Here is a 17,555-nt window from a genome sequence, read left to right as displayed (position 1 = left end):
GCGCATCGCCATGCCTGGTTCGGAAAGAGAACTGCCTGAAGAGACACTGGCCCGCCTGCAGGGCGAGGGGGCGCTCGAACCGTACAGCGAACCGGTCGACGGGTTCGATGACGAAAGCGACGACGCGTTCGATGTCGAGCATGACCCGGACATGGACGACTTCTCGGACGATACGGCGCCGGGGTTCGATCGCCCGAAGGCCTCCGGTGCCCGGGAATTGCTAGACACGCTCGAAGACGTGGAACTGGAGGGCGGCGGCGATGTCGCGGCGCTCGTGGCCGATATCGGAGAAAACGATCCGGTCGACGAGGAGTCCGACGACGAGTACGACGAGCTCGGACCGGACGATCCGGAGGCGTCCGGGGTCGGCAACGAGCCGACCATAGAAAGCCTCATGGAGTTGATCGAAAGATCGACCGTGGTCGAGAGCGAGGGAGCGGGTGGCGCAGAAGCGGACGGGCGCCGGAACGTCGCCGCGGACGATCTGCTGGAGATGTACTTTCAGTCCGGGCGGAACGAGCATGCCGAGGACCGGAGCGCCTCGGATGTCGGTAGCCCCGAAGTCGCCACCGAGGATTCGTCCCGCATTTCCGGAGTGTCGCGGATAGATGAGTCCAGCTCCCTGGATGGCCTCCAGAACCCGGACGCGGTCATGGGCGGCGGGCCCGCGAGTCGCGATGCCATCCGGCGCAACGGGCAGCGACGCTACGTCAAGCTGTACAACGCGGCGGTCGGCAGGGGATCGCCGCTGCGGAAGCTTCGCAAGCGGGGTGCCGCATGCAGTGTCGATGGGTCGGGCACGTTGGGGATTGACGTCATATCGATGGCTCTGACGGCGGGCGCGCTGGGCATTCCCGTGCCGACCAGCCTGCTCGCGAGGCTCGGTCCCGAGTTGACCTTGCAGCTCAGCGGGACGATCACCACCGGCGACGACCACAAGATCCGCTCGGCAATCAAGATCAAGGTCAGCGGCGCCCTGAACATCAACATCGCCGAGAAAGCCGGCGCCAGCGCCTCGGTGAGTGCCGGGATCAGCGGGGCGCTTGTCGGTTCGTACGACAACCTCGAACATTTCGTCGCGCACTACCTGCGCTCGATCTCCGACGTTGTCACCACCTTCGTCCTGTACAAGGCGGGAAAGTTCGTCAAGCGGATGCTTAGGCGACTGGGGGGGCGGGGTACCAGGCTGAAGAACGACGATCCGCAATACAGCGCCATTCGTGAACTGGAGCGACGCAGGCGGACTCGGGTCAAGGCCATATCCGTCGACGCGCGTGCCGATGTCCGAGCCTTGATGGGCTTGTTTGGCGCGGGAGCGGGGATCTCGGTCACCGGCAAGCGGTTCACCAGGAAGATCAATTTCGACAGGGGCGAAACCGCCAGCCGGGGGCGCAAACACGAACGCAAGACCGGTTTCGTCATCGAGGGCGTTACCTCCGTCGATGCCGGACCATTTAGCGGGACCCTGTCGTTGTCGCATATATACAACGATGCCAATCCGGACAACGACGGCACCTATATCACGGCCACCATCAGCGGCAGCGTGGAAGCCGTCGCCAACCTGCTGCGCGCGCCGGTCGATGCGACCGCCGACATCAGCGTCACCGCCGGCGGCACCTTGATGGACCTGCTGAGCGGCACCGTCGGCGCGACGATCGAGAAGATGAGCCTCCCCGTGGGCAGCGTCGGCATCGGAGTCAATGCGGGGACCCAGGTCACGCTGGTCTGGTATCAGAGCGGAACTACGACCAGGCGCATGTTGGCGAGAGACGTCAGCCTGCCGAGCTTCAAACTGTTGTACAAGCGCGCCACCGTGCCGGTCGGCCTGAGCGCCGGCGTCGGTGGCGTGCCGCTGTATGGGGGGCTGACCCTTGGGCTCGGTGCCGGTTTCGGTCTCACCTTCGCCGGACACGAGACGATCGGCCACTCCTCGATCGCCTATGTGCAGACGATCTACCTGGGCCTGCAGGCGGACGATCGGGGCAACCACGAGGGTCGGGCCCGCTGGTTGAAGTGGGCCCGAAAGCATCGGGACGATCTGGAAAAGATGCGGCAATCGCGCAACGTGAGGAGAGAGCTGCACGAGCTGGCCACGTCGCTGGGCAGGATCGGGACGTTCCAGGACGCATATGCCGGCGACGATGTCGACCAGTGGCTGGGCGGCGTCATGGCCCTGTTCGATGCCGAGGGCGCGCGTCGCAGAGGCTCGCGATGGTCGAGGTACGCTTCGTATGGGGACTTCGTCTCGTATTGACGACGCTGTCAGTTGATCGGGCGGGCAAGGATGAAGCCGGAGCCTTCCGCAACGGGCGCGAACGGCCTTTCCGGACGCGGACGCGAAGCGACCGCGGCGGCCGGAGGCATCAGCTGGCCAGATCCCGCTCCAGTGCGGCCCGCAGGTCCGCCGGCAACGGCACCGGGCGCCGGGTGTCCGGCGATACGCAGACCTGGGTCTGGGAGGCGCGGAAGGTCTCGGTGCCGTCGCGGTTGCGGGCGACGACCCGCAGCGCGAACGCGTGCGTGCGGATCTCCTCGACCGACACTTCGATCGCGATCTCCTCGTCCCAGGTCATCGGGTGCAGGAACTCGATCGACAGCGCCCGCGCCGGTGGCAGCACCCCCATCGCGAAGATCCGCCGCGCCGCCGGTCCGTCGAGGAGGTGCGACAGGAACGCCAGCCCCGCCTCGACCACGAAGTGACCGATCCGCGGCGTGTACACCACGCCCCCGGGATCGCAGTCCCCGAACAGGATGGTGCGGTTGATCGTCAATGGCATGGCGGGCGGCCTCCGGTCCGGCGTGGGCGGTGCTGGATCAGGTCAGCTTGTCTTTCAGTGCGTGTTCCACCGACATCGATGTGCGGGCGCTGGCCGGGTGCTATCCGGGGCAAGCCGGGCCTGGTCCGGAGTTGCGTGTCGAGGGAGCGAACTAGTCCGAAGTCGGCGGCGTATTGCGTGACCAGACGACCGAGGCGATCTTCCAACCGGTGTCGGTCTTGACCATCAGCCAGTACTCGCGGCCGACGTTTAGGGCCTTGCCGTTGCGCAGGAACTTGAAGTCGAACGCTACGGAGGCGGCCGAGCCGTCGGTATCGATCTGCACGTCCTCGAAGGTCTCCTCGATGCCCGCCGCGCTGTTGACGATGCCGTCGATGAATTTCTCGGGCGTCTCCTCGGGGCTGTAGGCAGCCCTCGCCGCGGCCGGCTCGATGAGCTTGGCGCGGGCATGTCGCTCATCGGACATCACCGGTTGCCAGGTGGCGCGGTCGTGCAGGAACAGGTCGAGAAACGCAGGTTTGTCTTTCTCGATGATCGCGTGCTTGAACGCGTCCACCACCGCCAGGATCTCCTTTTCGGCGGCGTCATCGGTGTCCATGGCCGAGGCGCCGGGGAATGGCGATGCGACAAGGGCTGCGGCTAACAGATAGCGATACATGAGGCTTCCCTATTGGCTGTCTGGGGGCGAACGGGTCCCACGCATGGGATGAGCCCCGAATCGTGTGCGCCGGTGCGGGACCGGTCAAGCACGGGCACGCGCCGTCATGGTTCGCCGCCCGCGCGCGGAGGATTCGGATGCGCGGTCAGCCATCGCTTGGCGGTGATGTCGCGAACTGCGCCTTGATCCATGAGGCAACCGCGCCGACGGCCGGATTGTCCATTGCGCGTGGCCGCGTCACCAGGAAGTAGTCGTGGGCGGGCATGCGCGGCCCGAAGCATTCCACGAGCGCACCCGAGGCCAGTTCCGGCGCCACCAGCAGGGTGCTCAGCAGCCCGATGCCCTGTCCGGCCACGGCGGCCTGGATCGCGTGGGTTTCGTCGCTGAAGCGCAAGAACGGGGTGTCGTCGGGAATCGCCACGCCGGAGGCCTTGCTCCAGCGTTCCCAGGTCGGGTTGCGCGGCGTCGCGCGCTTCCACTTGAAGTCGATGAGGGGCGTGGTGGCGACCGCTTCGGCGCTGTCGATCTCCAGCAGGGGGTTGCAGACGGGGGAGAACTCGTCCTGCCACAGACGCTCGACGACGTGGCCAGGGTAGTCGCCCTGGCCGTAGCGGATGGCGATGTCGACCTCGCTGCGGGCAAGCGGCACGACATCGTCGGAGGCCGCCAGTTGGAGGTCGATCGACCGCTCCAGCTTGCTGAAGGCGGCAAGCCGCGGCACCAGCCAGCGCGCGGTGAAGGCGTTGGTCGCCCCGATCGTGACGACGGTGCGGCCTCCCGGTTTCGCCGCCCGCTCGATCGCGTCCTGGAACGCGTCGAAGCCGTTGCGGAGCACCGGGAACAGCTGGAGCCCGGCATCGGTGAGGACCACTTTGCGGACCTGGCGGGTGAACAGCGCGATGCCCAGTTCCGCTTCCAGGTCGCGGATCTGGTGGCTGATCGCGGTCGGGGTCACCCCGAGTTCCTCGGCGGCGCCCTTGAAGCTGCCGATCCGCGCCGCTGCCTCGAACGCGCGCAGGGCGGACAGCGGCAGTCTTCTTCGGGTCATTGGCATACGGGTGAATTCATCTCATCTATGTGGCGAGAAATGGTCGTTTGTCGGCGTTTTCACGCTCTGGAAGAGTGGTCCTGCGCTCTCGACATGAGGGCGACTCATCCAAGTCAGTCTATCCCAGGAGAACCCCATGATCGCCAAGGTCAACGCCCATCCGGACCCCTACGCCCCCTATCTGCTGTCGCAGGCCATCCGCGTCGACCGCCTGCTCTTCGTCAGCGGCCAGGCCGGCTACGACGCGTCGGGCAAGATCGTCCCCGGCGACTTCCTTGCCCAGGGGCGCCAGGCCTTCGCCAACCTGCGGCGAGCGCTGGAGGCCGGCGGCTCGAGCCTGGACAAGGTCGCCAAGGTCACGATCTTCGTGACCGACATGGCCGACTTCAAGGACGTCGTCGCGCTGAGGCGCGAATTCTTCTCCGAGCCCTATCCCGCCGACACCATCGCCCAGGTTTCCGCGCTCTACGATCCCAAGGTGGTGATCGAGATCGAGGCGATCGCGGTCGTCGACGAGGCGCGCTGACATGCACGCCTCCGCCACCCCGATGCACCCCCACGGGATCCTGTCGACGCCGACGCGGATCGGGCCGATCCAGTTGCGCAACCGGCTGTCGGTGGCGCCGATGACCCGGGTGAGCGCGACCGCGGAGGGCGTCCCCACCACGCGCATGCGCGGCTACTACGAGGCGTTCGCGCGTGGCGGGTTCGGGCTGGTGATCACCGAGGGCATCTACACCGATCGCGCGTTCTCGCAGGGCTACCTGTACCAGCCGGGGCTGACCGACGATGCGCAGCAGGCGGCGTGGCACGGGATCGTCGATCGCGTCCACGCCCATGGCGCGCGGATCTTCGCCCAGTTGATGCATGCCGGCGCGCTGTCGCAGGGCAACCGGTTCCGCGACCGCGGCGCCGGACCGTCGACGGTCGAGCCCAGGGGCGAGCAGATGAGCTTCTACCGGGGGCAGGGCCGCTATCCCGTTCCGCTGGAGATGGGGCAGGCGGAGATCGACGAGGCGGTGGACGGCTTTGCGCAAGCCGCCGCGCGTGCGTTCGCCGCGGGCTTCGATGGTGTGGAGATCCATGGTGCCAACGGCTACCTGATCGACCAGTTCCTGACCCGCTACTCCAACCACCGGCAGGATGGCTACGGAGGCGATACCGGCAACCGCATCCGCTTGCTGGAGCAGGTGGCCGTCGCCGTCCGCCAGCGGGTGGGTGACGGCAAGGTCGTGGGGGTCCGCGTTTCCCAGGGCAAGGTCAACGACTTCCTGCACAAGTGGGAGGAAGGGCTGGAAGACGCCAGGACCATCTTCCAGCGAATCGGCCGGCTGCCGGTCGACTACGTGCACACCACCGAGTTCGAGGCGTGGCAGCCGGCGTTCGGGGCGGGCGCGAGCCTGGCGTCCCTCGCTCGGGAGCATGCCCGCCTGCCGGTCATCGCCAACGGTTCGCTCCATCATCCCGAGCGCGCCACCGCGATGATCGCCGCGGACGAGGCCAGCCTGGTTTCGCTGGGACGTGGCGCGCTCGCCAACGCCGATTGGCCGCGACGTGTCGATGCCGGGCTCGCCGTCTCGGAGTTCAATCGCGCACTGCTGTCGCCGGTCGCCGATCTGGAGAACGCCGAGCGTGTCTGCGCGGAAGGCTGATGGCCGCGGCCGACCGCTCCTCCAGTCGGGAGGGGCGTCGCCACGAAGGTCGTTGTGCTCGATGCGCCGTGCCCGAACCTGCCGATGTCGCGCACGGTCGGCGGCAGATCGTGGCCGGGACGTGGAGGTTGGCGATTCTCTGGACGTCCAGAAGTTGATTGGACCTGCAGGATCGAATCCTGCGGTCTGAACATGCGACAGGAGAGACGCCATCGGGCGGGCTATTGCCGCGGCTTGGCTGGCAGGTATTGCTGCTTGTCGTCCAGACGCTTGCCGTTGCGATCTACGTTGACACAGATGCGGCCGTCGCAGAGGGTTGCGTCGGAGGCGTAGAACGCCTGCACGACCGGCACGGCGTTCTCGTAGCGCGAGAGTTCGTCCTGGGTCTGGGCGAGTTCGCGGCGGTAGTAGCCCAGCACGCCCCAGCCGATCGCCAGCAGTAGCACGGCGAGCATCGCCAGGCCACCGTACCAGGTCCATACGGTCCGGCTGACGCCGCGCAGTTGCGCCGAGGTGCCGGCAACGGCGCGGCCGTACTCCGAGGCGACCGGACCCATCGCCGCCCTGGCTTCCTCGGTGATCCGGGCCTGGGCGCCGTCGACGATGCCGTTGACCCGTTGCTGCAACTGGCTGACCTCGTTCCCGAGCGCCTGCAGCCTCTGGTCGAACGCGGCCTGCATTCGTGCCTCGCGCTGCTCGAACTTGGCCACCAGCGCGGTCAGCAGCCGGGCGGCGTCCTTCATCGAATCTCCACCGTCCATGGAGCCTCCTGCGTCTATCCGAGGGAATGGGCCGCGCTCTGTTGCTGCTGGGCCTGGCGTTCCTGCTCCTGCTGCCGCTCCTGTTCGGCGAGCGCCTGGTGGCCTTGCCGGACCATCGCCTGGACCTCGGGCGACCGCTCGATCTCGGCGGCGATACGGGAGAGGGCCGCGTCGTCGTCGGTCAGCAGCGCTTCGGCGAGTCGGTCGAGCTGGGGATCGCCGAGGTTGCCGGTTCGCGGCCCGCGCTGGTTGACCGGTGGCTCCAGCGGGTCCGGCAGGCCGGGGCGATGGTCGGGGTGGTCCGGATGTCCGGGCGCGGTGGGCGGCTCCGGCACCGCAGGCGGCATCGACTGGCCGTGCATGAAGTGGTCCTGCCGATCGACCTCACGCGAGCGCGTGGGCGGGGCGAAGCGCAACGTGGCCGGATCGACGTCTCCGGTCTGCGGCACACCGTGGTCGCGCTGGAAGTCGAGCACGGCCCCCTGCATGCCGAGGCGGTAGACGCCGTCCTGGTCCAGCGGCTGCCCACCGGCCGCGCGATAGCCTTCCTCGGCCATCACTCGCTGAAGATCGCGAACCCGCTCGCCGGATTCGCCCAGGCGGAAGATGCCGTCGTCGATGACGGGCTGGGGTTCGACGTTCTCACGATGTTCGGCTTCGATTGGAAGCCTCCCACCGACCAGGTCGGATACGTAGTTCTCGAACTGCTGGTAGTAGCGGGTGTCCATCTCCATGTGGACGTGCTTGTTCGGGGTCTTCTGATTGCTTTGAGTGCCGAGTGATTGACCGTATTCGATGAACTGGCCTTCCTCAACAGCGATCGGCTTCATGTGCCGGATGCGAGCTATGACTTCACCACCCGGCCGGTCATAGATGTCCACCAGTCCATAGGTGTCATCTGTCTTGCCGATGTATCCAGCGACAGGTGAAGGAACATCGACGGCGCGAGCCGCACTGGATCTTTCAGGGTGATCCGGGTCCTCCAGGATGAAGTCCTTCTTCAATAGGACCTGGTCGGGTGCCAGACCATAGGTGCGCCCATTCCTGGTGACTTCGATCTCCTGTACTTCGCCTCCTATGAACCCGTGAACGCGCCCCTTCTGTCCATTGACGATCGTTCCTTCGTGCATTCGTGCGTTGTGGTTGTCGCCCGGGTGATGCGTTTCCAGGCTGTCGAAGTCGGTTACGGGCTCATTCAACTGAATGCCTCCCCGGATGGGGCCCAACTCCATCACCCTATAGGCACGCGCGTCGTTGTCGCTCATGGCTCCTCCTGGGCGCACTTCCTGTAGGCGTCCACGAAAGGCTTGTAGTCCGAAACGAGGATCCCGTCCTTCAGCGTGAACTCAACTGGGCCGTACTCGGAGAAGAAGCCGCTGGGGCCGATGTCGACCTCCGTATCGATTTTCCACGACATCGGCGAGTCGGACAGTTTGGTGACATGTGTCGCTTTGAGGATTTCCTCGTAGCCAATGAGCTGGTCCGAGGAAATCTCCATCAAGCCTTCGGTGTCATCCGAGCAGTTCTGCACAGAAGAGACCCAGAAGCCGCGCAACGCTTCGGGAAACTGAACGTGTCCGGATGACGACTCCAGGGGCGCCTGGTCGCGGCGCTGGTCAAGTGTGGGTGGAGCGTCGGTGGCTTCCGGTCCGGAAGGCTGGCAGGTCAACGGATCTGTATGTTCACACGCGGCCGCATCCTGTTCGGCCAACTGCGCGAGACAGTGCTCGCGATCATTGGCCTCTCCGATCGAGAAGCAGCTTTCGTTCTGGTTCGCTGGGGCCGCCTCAGCCTGCTGTGCTGCACGTGTCGCGCTGCACGCCGCCAAGGCGACGGCCAGCAACGCGGCAAAGCTCAGTCGCCCAGCCCCAGTACCCACAACGATATCCATTCGATGCTCCTGCCGGTTGATCAGTTGCCTACGGAAGGCGTACCTGCCAACGAGCATGCCACGTCGTCCGGTCTGGACGTATCGGAAAACCACCCGGGGGAAGGGTCGGAAAACTCCCATCGAGCGGTGGCCAGACAACCGGCGGTCACGGCGGGTGTCCAGACGCGGTCACGTTGCTCCCTCCAGTGGCTAGGTGCCGTGACGAGGGCCATGCGGCCGGCGGGGCTATCCGATATGTCGGGCCGGGCTCGTTCGCCGCCTCCATTCGACCCGCCCCCGACAACCGGCGAGAATGGCGGTCCCCCAGTGCCTGTCCGCCACTTCGTCCCATGACCGCTCTCACTCCATCGTCCTCCGGCCCGACCTCCGCCGCGATGCCGGATCCGGCCTCGCTGCGCCTGTCGGTGGCGCCGATGATGGATTGGACCGACTCCCATTGCCGGGTGTTCCATCGGCTGCTGGCGCCGCATGCGCGGTTGTACAGCGAGATGGTCCATGCCAACGCGGTGATCCATGGCGATCGCGAGCGTCTGCTGGCGATGGACCCGGTCGAGCATCCGGTCGCGCTGCAACTGGGCGGCAGCGAGCCGGCGTTGCTGGCGCAGGCGGCGCGGATCGGTGCGGAGTGGGGCTTTGACGAGATCAACCTCAACTGCGGCTGCCCGTCCGACCGGGTCCAGGCGGGGCGCTTCGGTGCCTGCCTGATGCGCGAGCCGGCATTGGTCGCCGATTCGGTGGCGGCGATGGTCGCGGCCTGCGCCGGACTGGAGCGGCCGGTGCCGGTGACGGTCAAGTGCCGGCTCGGGGTCGACGACGACCACGACTACGACCGCTTCCGCGCCTTCATCGACACCGTCGCCGCGGCCGGTTGCGGGATCTTCGTGGTCCACGCCCGCAACGCCTGGCTGCAGGGCCTGAGTCCGAAGGAGAACCGTGAGGTGCCGCCGCTGCGCTACGACTGGGCCTACCGGCTCAAGCGTGAGCGGCCCGATCTGCGGGTGCTGGTCAATGGCGGGATCGCCGATGCCGACGAGGCGGCCGCGCACCTGGCGCACACCGACGGCGCGATGCTCGGCCGCGCGGCCTACCACACGCCGTACCTGCTGCACCGGCTCGACGTGGCCTGGTTCGCGGGGCCGCCTTTCAATGGCGTGCTGAAGTCGCGCGGCGAGCTGCTGCGCGCGCTGCGGCCGTATGTCGAGGCGCAGCTCGAGCGCGGGGTCTACCTCAAACACATCACCCGCCACCTGCTGGGGCTGTTCGCCGGCGAACGCGGCGGTCGCGCGTTCCGCCAGGTGCTCAGCGAGGGCGCGCACAAGCCCGGGGCCGACTGGTCGCTGGTCGAGCGCGCGCTGGCGCTCACCGAGTCCTTCGCCGGGCCCGAGCGGCAGCGGGCCTGATCCGGTCGCTCGCGGGCCCGCCGACATGACGCCATCGCCATGATCACCCGCGACCCGTCCGCCTTCCTCGATGCCGCGCGTGGCTGCGCCGCCGATTTCGGGCCGGCGACCGCGCGGGCGGCGTTCTTGGTCGCCCCGGATGGCTTCGCCCGCGCCGAGCAGTCGGCCGGCGACAACCGTTACATGGCCGCCGCCGGTTTCGATGCCACGCGCGCGCTGGCCGAGCATCGCGGGCTGCACCGCGCCCTGTCGGCCTGCCTGCCGACGGTCTGCTTCGCCGGCGATCCGGCCACCCCGGATGCGGTGTTCCCCAACAATGTGTTCGCGACCGTGGCCGGGCGCTGCCTGGTCGCGCGGATGCGCCATCCGGTCCGCCAGCGCGAGGCCGCCCGCGCGGACATCCGCGGCTTCTTCAGCGATGTGCTGGGCTACGCGCTGCACGACCTGTCGACCCAGCCGCATCCCTGCGAGCTGACCGGCTCGATGGTGATCGACCGCGCCCGCGGGCTGGGCTTCTGCGGCTTGTCGGAACGCTGCGACGAGGCCGGGGCGCGGCTGATGCACGAGGCCTTTGGCCTGCGCGCGACCCTGATGTTCGAGCTGGCCCCGGGCGAGTACCACACCAATGTCGTGCTGGCGGTGCTGGCCGGACGCGCGGCCCTGGTCTGCGCCGACGGTTTCGCCGACCCGGCGCTGGCCGCGACGATCGCCGGCCTGTACGCGCCGCATGCGTTGATGCTGTCGGCCGGGGCACGCGCCGCCTACGCCGGCAATGCGATCGCCCTGGGCGCGGACACGGTTTGGATGAGCACGCGCGCGCAGCGGGCACTGGGCGAGGCCGGGCGATTCGCGCTGCGGGCGGCGGGATTCCGGGTGGCCGCGGTGGCGCTGGACGCGATCGAGGCCGCCGGCGGCTCGCTGCGCTGCTGCGTCGGCGAGATTTTCTGAGTCCGCTCAACGGCTTGCCGACAGGGCCCATGGCGGCGGCCCGCTTGCGTCCGTTCCCCGGGCGTGGCTGAATGGGGGCCGCCCGGATACCGGAAAAGTTCAGATCGGATTCACCGCCTTGTTCAGAGAATGCCCCTGCAACGCCACCCACGTGGCCTCTGCACAGCCGCGTCGGCACCGGTTTCCGGTGAACGGTCGCGGCAGCTCCCGAAACGACCTGTTCCGCAAGCGCCGGAGACCCATGCCCAGATCGCTCGCCCGCTCCACCGTGTTGATCCTGCTGGCCGCGTCCGCGGTCGTCGGCGGTGAGGTCGCGGCGCAGCAACTCGGACGCGGTCCGGCGCCGACGGACCGTCGCGAGTCGCGGCCGGCCGAGCCGGCCCGGCACTCGCGCGGTGCCGACCACCGTGCGCTCAGCGACGCGGTGCGGCGGGTCGAGCGGCGTACCGGCGGGCAGGTTCTCAGCGCCGAACGCGTGCCTTTCGACGGGCGCGACGTGAATCGCATCAAGGTGGTCGACTCCAGCGGCCGGGTCCGCGTCTACATGGACGATCCCCATTCCTCGCGCGCGCCGCGCCCGATGCCCGAGCGGCTCGATGCGCGACGTACACGCGACGACGACGACTGAAGCTCCAAGGTGTAGGCATTCCCGGGCCGTTGGCGGCCTCGGGCATCCCCTCCACGGAGTTCCCCCGAACGGAGTTCCCATGCGAATCCTGCTTGTAGAAGACGAAGCCCCGCTGCGCGAGACCCTGGCCGCCCGCCTCAAGCGCGACGGTTACGCGGTCGACGCCGCCCAGGACGGCGAGGAAGGCCTGTACATGGGCCGCGAAGTGCCGTTCGACCTGGGCATCATCGACCTCGGCCTGCCCAAGATGTCGGGCATGGAGCTGATCAAGGCGCTGCGCGAGGAGGGCAAGAAGTTCCCGATCCTGATCCTGACCGCGCGTTCGAGCTGGCAGGACAAGGTCGAGGGCCTGAAGCAGGGCGCCGACGACTACCTGGTCAAGCCGTTCCACGTCGAGGAGCTACTGGCGCGCATCAACGCGCTGGTCCGCCGCGCCGCGGGCTGGAGCAAGCCGACCCTGGAGTGCGGGCCGGTGACCCTGGACCTGGCCGCGCAGACGGTCAGCGTCGACGGCCAGAACGTCGACCTGACCAGTTACGAATACAAGGTGCTCGAGTACCTGATGATGCATGCCGGCGAGCTGGTCTCCAAGGCCGACCTGACCGAGCACATCTACCAGCAGGACTTCGACCGCGACTCCAACGTGCTGGAGGTCTTCATCGGTCGTCTGCGCAAGAAGCTCGATCCGGAAGGCGCGCTCAAGCCGATCGAGACCGTGCGCGGTCGCGGCTACCGCTTCGCGATCCCGCGCAGCGGGGAGTGAAGCCGGCGTCGGTCCCGGATTCGACGTGGACCGGCCACGACGGGCGTGGACAGGGCAGCGGCCTTGTCCGCGCCCTTTCGTTTCCAGCGTCCGGTTTCCCGGCCCGCTCCGCCCGAAAGCGCCCTGATGCATCCCCGGCCGCCGCACCGCTAACCTGTCGCCGCATGTCCAGCCCGTCTTCCAACCCACTTGCACTTGTCCGGGCGCTTCCTGCCATGCAGGGGGCCATGACCGCGACGTGCGCACGGCCTGGAGGACGGTGTCTCGTTCCGGGATCGTCCGCCTCGCGAATCACGGACAGCTCACCGTCCCGTGGAGCTGGACGGTGAGCTGGGGCCAGCCGCGTTCGCTGCAGGCACGGCAGCTGCTCGCCGCCAGCCTGGGCCTGCTGGCGTTCCTGGCGCTGGCCGGCTATGCGCTGGACCGCGCGTTCCTGGATACCGCCGAAAGCAATCTGTACCAGCGGCTGAAGAGCTACGCGCTGGCCTACACCGGCAAGGGCGAGTTCGCCCGCAACGGTGAGTTCATCCCGCCCTACGACGCGGTCGACCCGCGCTTCGACATGCCCGGCAGCGGCCTCTATGCCGAGGTGGTGCTCGACGGCTCGCACTGGGACTCGGCCTCGGCGGTCGGCCCGGAGCTGCCGCCCGGCGACATGCTGGAGGCCGGCGAGGAGCGCTTCGACCGCAAGCTGCCGGTGACCGAACTCGACGGCAGCATCGGTGAGGTCTACCGCTACGGCTATGGCGTGATCCACGAGACCGGCGACACCGGCGAGGGCATCCGCTACACGATCTACATCCTCGAGAACACCACCCAGCTGCGGCGCCAGGTCGCGGTGTTCCGCGAGGCGCTGTGGCGCTACCTCGGCGGCGCCGGCCTGATCCTGCTGCTGCTGCAGGGACTGATCCTGCGCTGGAGCCTGCGCCCGCTCAAGCGCGTGGTCGACGAACTCAAGCGCGTGCAGCGCGGTCTGCTGTCGCGGATGAGCGGCCGTCACCCGCGCGAGCTGGAACCGCTGACCGAGAGCATCAACGCGTTCATCGAGAGCGAGCGCGAGAATCTGGAACGGCAGCGCAACACCATGGCCGATCTCGCCCACAGCCTGAAGACCCCGCTGGCGGTGCTGCGCGCGCGCAGCGCCGAGCACGTGCCGGCCGAGGAACTGCGCGAGGAGGTCGATCTGCAGGTGCGGCGGATGAGCGACCTGGTGTCCTATCAGCTCGGTCGCGCGGCGCGCTCGGGCCACATGCTGTTCGCGGCGCCGGTCGAGATCGAGCCCTACGCCGACCAGATCGTGCGCAGCCTGGAGAAGATCTACGCGTCCAAGGGCGTGCTGTGCGAGTTCGAGATCGAGCCCGGAATCGCCTTCCATGGCGAGCCCGGCGACCTGCAGGAGGTGCTTGGCAACCTGCTGGAGAACGCGTTCAAGTGGGCCGGCTCGCGGGTGCTGCTGACGGTCAAGCCCGGCGAGGTCGCCCCCAATCGCCGCCCGGGCCTGTTGCTGGCGGTCGACGACGACGGCCCCGGCATTCCCGTGGACAAGATCGAGCGCGTATTGCAGCGCGGCGTCCGTGGCGACGAGCGCGTGCAGGGCCACGGCATTGGTCTGGCGACGGTGCAGGACGTGGTCCGCAGCTACCGCGGCACCCTCGACGTGCTGCGCTCCGAGGAGCTGGGCGGCGCCCGCTTCGAGGTCAGGCTGCCGCCGGGCCTGTAACGGTGGAACGGGTCGTAGGCGCGGCGTAAGCCGCGATCCCCGGGCTGCGCCCGGATATCTTCCATCCACACCCCTATTCGCGCACTGCGCGAATCACGGGGCTGGGTCCCGAGCTGTTGCCCGTAGGAGCGGCTAGGGCTCGAACGGCGATGCACCGTACAGCCGGCGCAGGTGATCGGCCACCGCCGGCATCTGGCTGCGCAGCAGTTGCGGGTCGCTGAAGTGGTACTCGGTGGCGACCGCGAAGAACTCCTCCGGCGACTCGGCCGCATACGGGTCGATCGCGGTCCTGCGGCCGGCGTCGACCGCGTCGGCGAAGGCGTCGTAGGCGCTCTGGAAGTCGCGTGCCCATTCGCGTTGCCACGGTCGCGGCAGCGGCGGCGTACCGTCGAGCACGCCGTCCAGGGCGTCGAGCTTGTGCGCCATCTCGTGGGCGGCCACGCAGTAACCGGCCCGCGGATCGGCGCAATCGGCCTCGATGTCGGCCCACGACAGGATCAAGGGCCCCTGTTCCCAGGCTTCGCCGATCAGCTCGTCCTGCCACTCGTGCAGCACGCCCGCGGCGTCGACGTGACTGCGATTCACCCGGAAGGCGTCCGGATACACCAGCACCTGGCGCCAGCCGTGCAGCCCTTCGCCGCCGAACTCCAGCAGCGGCAGGCAGCACAGCGCGGCAAGCCGGCAGCGCGCGGGTGCGTCCAGGGTCAATTCGCCGACCGGGGTGATCGCCTTTTCGTGCAGGAAGCGGGCGCTGAGTGTCGCCAGCCTGCCGGCACGAACCTCATCGAGCCGGCACAGCCAGGGCGTGTCGGCACGGACGCTGTTCCAGATATCATCGGGAATCGGTGGCGGCGTGCGACGCAGCCGCTTGAACAGACCGAGCAAGCGCAATCCTGTGCGGAATCGTGGAGGCGGTCAGGGGGATCGAAGGCGGCGCGCCGCCGCAGCGTCGCTCAGCGCACCATGCCCGGCAGGAAGCTGTGCCAGCGTCGCGAGGGCATCCGCCCGCTGTGCGGGGCATCGCCGTGCACGCTCGGCTTGGCGCGGGTCTCGCGCTCCGGATTGGTTGCGCGGCTGGCCTTCGGCGCCGGCGTCTCCCTGAGGGCCGTCGCAGGCGTCGGCGACTCCGAGCAACCGCCACCGTCCGGACTGCTCATCTTGGTGTCGCGCGCCAGCACCGGCGCGGTGATCGCGACGGCGAAGGCGATGATCGACAGGCAGAGGCGAATCCGGAGCATGGGGGGTCCTTGCCGGGCGCCGGGCGGTCCCCGGCAGATCCCGAATATAGCCCGTTTTTGCGGATCGTGTTCGATTGTTCATGCTGCATTGCAGCAGGAGCGGCTCGCGCATAATGCCGCCGATGAACCGCGCCATGACTGTTTCCCGGGCTCCGGCCCAGTTCCCTGAACACGATGACCGTCCGTCGGCCGGAGGGCGCCGGCATGGATGAGCGCGACCTGCTGCAGGCATTGATGACCGGCCCGGTGTCCGGCGACGCGCTCGCCCGGCGCTTCGGACAGACCCGCGCGGCGGTGTGGAAACGGGTCCGGGCGCTGCGCGAGGCGGGCGTGCCGATCCAGGCGCGGCCGGGGCGCGGCTACATGCTGGCGACGCCGCTGGACCTGCTCGACGCCGAGGCGATCCGCGCGGCCCTGCCGGCGCCGCTGCTCGCGCAACTGCAGACGCTGGAGCTGGCATGGAGCATCGACTCGACCAACAGCGAACTGCTGCGGCGACCGTCGGCCGATCTGCAGCCGCGGCGGGCACGGGTGTTGCTGGCCGAGCGCCAGACCGGAGGGCGCGGCCGCCGCGGACGGGTCTGGGTATCGCCGTTGGCGGCGCATCTGTACCTGTCGCTGGGGCGCCGCTTCGAGGGCGGGCTGGCGCGCCTGGGCGGCCTGAGCCTGGTCGCCGGCATCGCCACGGTCGAGGCGCTGCATGCGCTGGGCGTGCGGCAGGCGCGGCTGAAGTGGCCGAACGACATCGTCGTCGAGGATGCGGACGGGCTGCGCAAACTCGGCGGCCTGCTGGTCGAGGGCGGCGGCGAGCATGCCGGCCCGGCGCATGCGGTGATCGGCCTGGGCTTGAACGTGCGGATGCCGGCCGACGATGCGGCCGCCTCGATCGGGCAGCCATGGTGCGACCTGGCCGGATTGGCCGCCGACGGCGCCTGCGACCGCAATCGACTGGCCGCGACCCTGCTCGCGCACTGGCTGCCGGCGCTGACCACGTTCGACGTCGAGGGGCTGGCGCCGTTCCTGCCCCGCTATGCGGCGCTGGACGTTCTCCGCGGCCGCCGGGTGACCCTGCATTCGGAAACCGGCGGCCGCGCGGCGACGGTCACCGGGCTGGCCGCGGACGGCGCCCTGCAGGTGCGGCTGGCCTCGGGCGAGGTCTGCAACGTGCATTCGGGTGAGGTCAGCGTGCGGCGCGAAGCGGCGGACGCGGCACGGAACCGGGAGGACACCCCGTGAGCGCGACATCCAAGAGCCGGCCGCCGGGCCGGTGGCTGTTCGATCTGGGCAATACCCGCCTCAAGTGCGCCCCCTTGCGCGCGGACGGCGGCGTCGGCGAGGTGCTGGCGCTGCCGCATCGCATCGAGGATGTGGCCGCGGCGATGGACGCGGCGTTGCCGGCACGCTTCGAGGTCGCCTATCTGGCCAGCGTCGCTTCGCCGGAGCTGACCGCGACCGTGCTCGATGCCCTGAGCCGGCACTGCGGCCGGATCTCGTGCGCACGCACCCAGCCGCGCTTCGCCGGGATGACGATCGCCTACGCGCGTCCGCACAAACTCGGCGTCGACCGTTTCCTGGCCCTGGTCGCGCTGCATCGGCGCGGCGGTCCGGCGCTGAGTTGCGGCGTCGGCACCGCGTTGACCGTCGACCTGCTCGACGCCGGCGGCCGTCACCTCGGCGGCCGCATCGCGCCATCGCCGGCGCTGATGCGCGAGGCGCTGAATGCCCGCGCGGCGCAGCTGCCGGTCTCCGGTGGCGACTACCGCGAGTTCGCCGCCGATACCGAGGACGCCCTGGCATCGGGTTGCGACGGCGCGGCGCTGGCGCTGATCGCGCGCAGCGTCGAGGAGGCCGCGCGCCTGCTCGGATCGAAGCCGCCCCTGCATGTGCATGGCGGCGGAGGCGAGCGCCTGCTGCCGATGCTGCCGTCGGCGCGGTGGTCGCCCGGACTGGTGCTGGAGGGGCTGGCGCACTGGGCGACGGCCGAACTCGACCCGCTAGAATCGCCGCCATGCTGATCCGAGCCCTGATCGTATTCCTGGCCGTCCTCAACCTCGGGGTCGCCGCCTGGTGG

At 68.7% G+C, this 17,555-nt stretch carries 18 protein-coding genes; 10 read left to right on the top strand and 8 right to left on the bottom strand.

The annotated features are described in order from the left end of the window. The first annotated feature begins 10 nt into the window (after positions 1 to 10). Positions 11 to 2,254 carry a hypothetical protein gene (locus tag FKV24_RS00425; protein ID WP_141480768.1) on the top strand — a complete coding sequence of 748 codons (2,244 nt, stop codon included), beginning with the start codon at positions 11 to 13 and terminating at the stop codon, positions 2,252 to 2,254. Between the two features lie 109 nt (positions 2,255 to 2,363). Here FKV24_RS00425 and FKV24_RS00420 read toward each other — a convergent pair whose 3' ends face one another. The 3 genes from FKV24_RS00420 to FKV24_RS00410 form a co-directional block, all read right to left on the bottom strand. After that, positions 2,364 to 2,777, bottom strand: a complete 414-nt coding sequence (locus FKV24_RS00420; protein ID WP_141480767.1) for an acyl-CoA thioesterase — start codon at positions 2,775 to 2,777, stop codon at positions 2,364 to 2,366. Positions 2,778 to 2,928: 151 nt separating this feature from the next. Further along, complete coding sequence (locus FKV24_RS00415; protein ID WP_141480766.1) at positions 2,929 to 3,435, bottom strand: hypothetical protein; 507 nt, start codon at positions 3,433 to 3,435, stop codon at positions 2,929 to 2,931. 145 nt (positions 3,436 to 3,580) lie between these two features. After that, entirely contained in the window at positions 3,581 to 4,483 is a 903-nt protein-coding gene (locus FKV24_RS00410) for a LysR substrate-binding domain-containing protein (protein ID WP_141480765.1), read from the bottom strand. A gap of 136 nt (positions 4,484 to 4,619) precedes the next feature. On the opposite strand from FKV24_RS00410, the gene FKV24_RS00405 reads away from it, so the two are divergent. Both FKV24_RS00405 and FKV24_RS00400 read left to right on the top strand, forming a co-directional pair. After that, on the top strand, positions 4,620 to 5,009 hold the full coding sequence (locus tag FKV24_RS00405; protein ID WP_141480764.1) for a RidA family protein: 390 nt from the start codon (positions 4,620 to 4,622) through the stop codon (positions 5,007 to 5,009). 1 nt (position 5,010) lies between these two features. Further along, a complete protein-coding gene (locus FKV24_RS00400; protein WP_211371733.1) occupies positions 5,011 to 6,135 on the top strand; it encodes an NADH:flavin oxidoreductase in 1,125 nt (374 codons plus the stop codon). A 221-nt stretch (positions 6,136 to 6,356) separates the two neighbouring features. Here the strand turns inward: FKV24_RS00400 and FKV24_RS19670 are convergent, their stop codons facing one another. Genes FKV24_RS19670 through FKV24_RS00385 form a run of 3 tightly spaced genes read right to left on the bottom strand, consistent with a single transcriptional unit; the run spans position 6,357 to position 8,787 of the window. Then, positions 6,357 to 6,896, bottom strand: coding sequence for a hypothetical protein (locus FKV24_RS19670; protein ID WP_249040853.1), 540 nt, complete (start codon positions 6,894 to 6,896; stop codon positions 6,357 to 6,359). 14 nt (positions 6,897 to 6,910) lie between these two features. Beyond that, on the bottom strand, positions 6,911 to 8,161 hold the full coding sequence (locus tag FKV24_RS00390) for a peptidoglycan-binding protein (RefSeq protein WP_141480763.1): 1,251 nt from the start codon (positions 8,159 to 8,161) through the stop codon (positions 6,911 to 6,913). Then, on the bottom strand, positions 8,158 to 8,787 hold the full coding sequence (locus tag FKV24_RS00385; protein ID WP_141480762.1) for a hypothetical protein: 630 nt from the start codon (positions 8,785 to 8,787) through the stop codon (positions 8,158 to 8,160). Before FKV24_RS00385 ends, FKV24_RS00390 begins: the two co-directional genes overlap by 4 nt. A gap of 329 nt (positions 8,788 to 9,116) precedes the next feature. Between FKV24_RS00385 and dusA the strand changes: the two genes are divergently transcribed. The 5 genes from dusA to FKV24_RS00360 all read left to right on the top strand — a co-directional run bounded on the left by dusA (position 9,117) and on the right by FKV24_RS00360 (position 14,246). After that, the gene (gene dusA / locus FKV24_RS00380; protein WP_211371732.1) at positions 9,117 to 10,187 is read left to right on the top strand and encodes a tRNA dihydrouridine(20/20a) synthase DusA; all 1,071 of its coding nucleotides are present in this window, start codon (positions 9,117 to 9,119) and stop codon (positions 10,185 to 10,187) included. A gap of 39 nt (positions 10,188 to 10,226) precedes the next feature. Continuing rightward, positions 10,227 to 11,135 (top strand): arginine deiminase-related protein, encoded by a 909-nt coding sequence (locus FKV24_RS00375; protein WP_141480761.1) that lies wholly within the window; start codon positions 10,227 to 10,229, stop codon positions 11,133 to 11,135. Positions 11,136 to 11,376: 241 nt separating this feature from the next. Then, a complete protein-coding gene (locus tag FKV24_RS00370; protein WP_111265502.1) occupies positions 11,377 to 11,763 on the top strand; it encodes a PepSY domain-containing protein in 387 nt (128 codons plus the stop codon). Positions 11,764 to 11,842: 79 nt separating this feature from the next. Beyond that, positions 11,843 to 12,526: a response regulator transcription factor gene (locus FKV24_RS00365; protein WP_141480760.1), complete on the top strand. Its 684-nt coding sequence runs from the start codon at positions 11,843 to 11,845 to the stop codon at positions 12,524 to 12,526. A gap of 349 nt (positions 12,527 to 12,875) precedes the next feature. Continuing rightward, positions 12,876 to 14,246 (top strand): ATP-binding protein, encoded by a 1,371-nt coding sequence (locus tag FKV24_RS00360; protein ID WP_170288161.1) that lies wholly within the window; start codon positions 12,876 to 12,878, stop codon positions 14,244 to 14,246. A gap of 132 nt (positions 14,247 to 14,378) precedes the next feature. Here the strand turns inward: FKV24_RS00360 and FKV24_RS00355 are convergent, their stop codons facing one another. Both FKV24_RS00355 and FKV24_RS00350 read right to left on the bottom strand, forming a co-directional pair. After that, positions 14,379 to 15,122 carry a M90 family metallopeptidase gene (locus FKV24_RS00355; RefSeq protein WP_141480855.1) on the bottom strand — a complete coding sequence of 248 codons (744 nt, stop codon included), beginning with the start codon at positions 15,120 to 15,122 and terminating at the stop codon, positions 14,379 to 14,381. Between the two features lie 77 nt (positions 15,123 to 15,199). Next, positions 15,200 to 15,484 (bottom strand): hypothetical protein, encoded by a 285-nt coding sequence (locus tag FKV24_RS00350; protein ID WP_111265505.1) that lies wholly within the window; start codon positions 15,482 to 15,484, stop codon positions 15,200 to 15,202. Between the two features lie 204 nt (positions 15,485 to 15,688). On the opposite strand from FKV24_RS00350, the gene birA reads away from it, so the two are divergent. Both birA and FKV24_RS00340 read left to right on the top strand, forming a co-directional pair. Continuing rightward, the gene (birA, locus tag FKV24_RS00345) at positions 15,689 to 16,720 is read left to right on the top strand and encodes a bifunctional biotin--[acetyl-CoA-carboxylase] ligase/biotin operon repressor BirA (protein ID WP_141480759.1); all 1,032 of its coding nucleotides are present in this window, start codon (positions 15,689 to 15,691) and stop codon (positions 16,718 to 16,720) included. Continuing rightward, positions 16,717 to 17,499: a type III pantothenate kinase gene (locus FKV24_RS00340; RefSeq protein ID WP_111265506.1), complete on the top strand. Its 783-nt coding sequence runs from the start codon at positions 16,717 to 16,719 to the stop codon at positions 17,497 to 17,499. The genes birA and FKV24_RS00340 overlap by 4 nt, the downstream gene beginning before the upstream one ends. Positions 17,500 to 17,555 lie beyond the last annotated feature (56 nt).

This window comes from Marilutibacter maris (assembly GCF_006546735.2).
In the GTDB taxonomy this organism is placed as follows: Bacteria; Pseudomonadota; Gammaproteobacteria; order Xanthomonadales; family Xanthomonadaceae; genus Marilutibacter; species Marilutibacter maris.
The sequence above is the reverse complement of the archived record's forward strand: the minus strand, read 5'-3'. Positions and strand labels throughout refer to the sequence as shown.

Excerpts from the sequence above, each read along its gene's own strand:
- FKV24_RS00425 (WP_141480768.1), top strand. The coding sequence starts at position 11 with ATGCCTGGTTCGGAAAGAGAACTGCCTGAAGAGACACTGGCCCGCCTG.
- FKV24_RS00420 (WP_141480767.1), bottom strand. The coding sequence starts at position 2,777 with ATGCCATTGACGATCAACCGCACCATCCTGTTCGGGGACTGCGATCCC.
- FKV24_RS00415 (WP_141480766.1), bottom strand. The coding sequence starts at position 3,435 with ATGTATCGCTATCTGTTAGCCGCAGCCCTTGTCGCATCGCCATTCCCC.
- FKV24_RS00410 (WP_141480765.1), bottom strand. The coding sequence starts at position 4,483 with ATGACCCGAAGAAGACTGCCGCTGTCCGCCCTGCGCGCGTTCGAGGCA.
- FKV24_RS00405 (WP_141480764.1), top strand. The coding sequence starts at position 4,620 with ATGATCGCCAAGGTCAACGCCCATCCGGACCCCTACGCCCCCTATCTG.
- FKV24_RS00400 (WP_211371733.1), top strand. The coding sequence starts at position 5,011 with ATGCACGCCTCCGCCACCCCGATGCACCCCCACGGGATCCTGTCGACG.
- FKV24_RS19670 (WP_249040853.1), bottom strand. The coding sequence starts at position 6,896 with ATGGACGGTGGAGATTCGATGAAGGACGCCGCCCGGCTGCTGACCGCG.
- FKV24_RS00390 (WP_141480763.1), bottom strand. The coding sequence starts at position 8,161 with ATGAGCGACAACGACGCGCGTGCCTATAGGGTGATGGAGTTGGGCCCC.
- FKV24_RS00385 (WP_141480762.1), bottom strand. The coding sequence starts at position 8,787 with ATGGATATCGTTGTGGGTACTGGGGCTGGGCGACTGAGCTTTGCCGCG.
- dusA (WP_211371732.1), top strand. The coding sequence starts at position 9,117 with ATGACCGCTCTCACTCCATCGTCCTCCGGCCCGACCTCCGCCGCGATG.
- FKV24_RS00375 (WP_141480761.1), top strand. The coding sequence starts at position 10,227 with ATGATCACCCGCGACCCGTCCGCCTTCCTCGATGCCGCGCGTGGCTGC.
- FKV24_RS00370 (WP_111265502.1), top strand. The coding sequence starts at position 11,377 with ATGCCCAGATCGCTCGCCCGCTCCACCGTGTTGATCCTGCTGGCCGCG.
- FKV24_RS00365 (WP_141480760.1), top strand. The coding sequence starts at position 11,843 with ATGCGAATCCTGCTTGTAGAAGACGAAGCCCCGCTGCGCGAGACCCTG.
- FKV24_RS00350 (WP_111265505.1), bottom strand. The coding sequence starts at position 15,484 with ATGCTCCGGATTCGCCTCTGCCTGTCGATCATCGCCTTCGCCGTCGCG.
- birA (WP_141480759.1), top strand. The coding sequence starts at position 15,689 with ATGGATGAGCGCGACCTGCTGCAGGCATTGATGACCGGCCCGGTGTCC.